Here is a 249-nt window from a genome sequence, read left to right on the forward strand (position 1 = left end):
CGAATCACCGCATCCTCTGCCTCGTAGGACAGATCCTGATCAAAGTAAAAAACGTCATAGTCCTTCACCCCCTCGTCCACCGGGCGATTCGCCTGATGGTTCCACACCGCCTGAAACAGACAACCGGCTGTGAGCAGGCACTGCTGTACCCCGAGCGACGGCAAGCGTGCGGTAATCTCAGCGTTGACGGGGTTGGTCATGGCCAGCTGGAGTAATGTATCGACGGTCAATGTCATGAAGATTCCTGGG

General features: G+C 56.2%; 1 protein-coding gene. It reads right to left on the reverse strand.

What is annotated here, in order from left to right:
- Nucleotides 1-236, reverse strand: a 236-nt coding sequence (locus tag AC0L3B_RS40005; protein ID WP_473383482.1) for a nucleotidyltransferase family protein, incomplete at its 3' end; no start/stop codon positions are given.
- Nucleotides 237-249: the final 13 nt, after the last annotated feature.

The sequence above is a fragment of the Bradyrhizobium sp. Kon56 genome, from assembly GCF_055807635.1.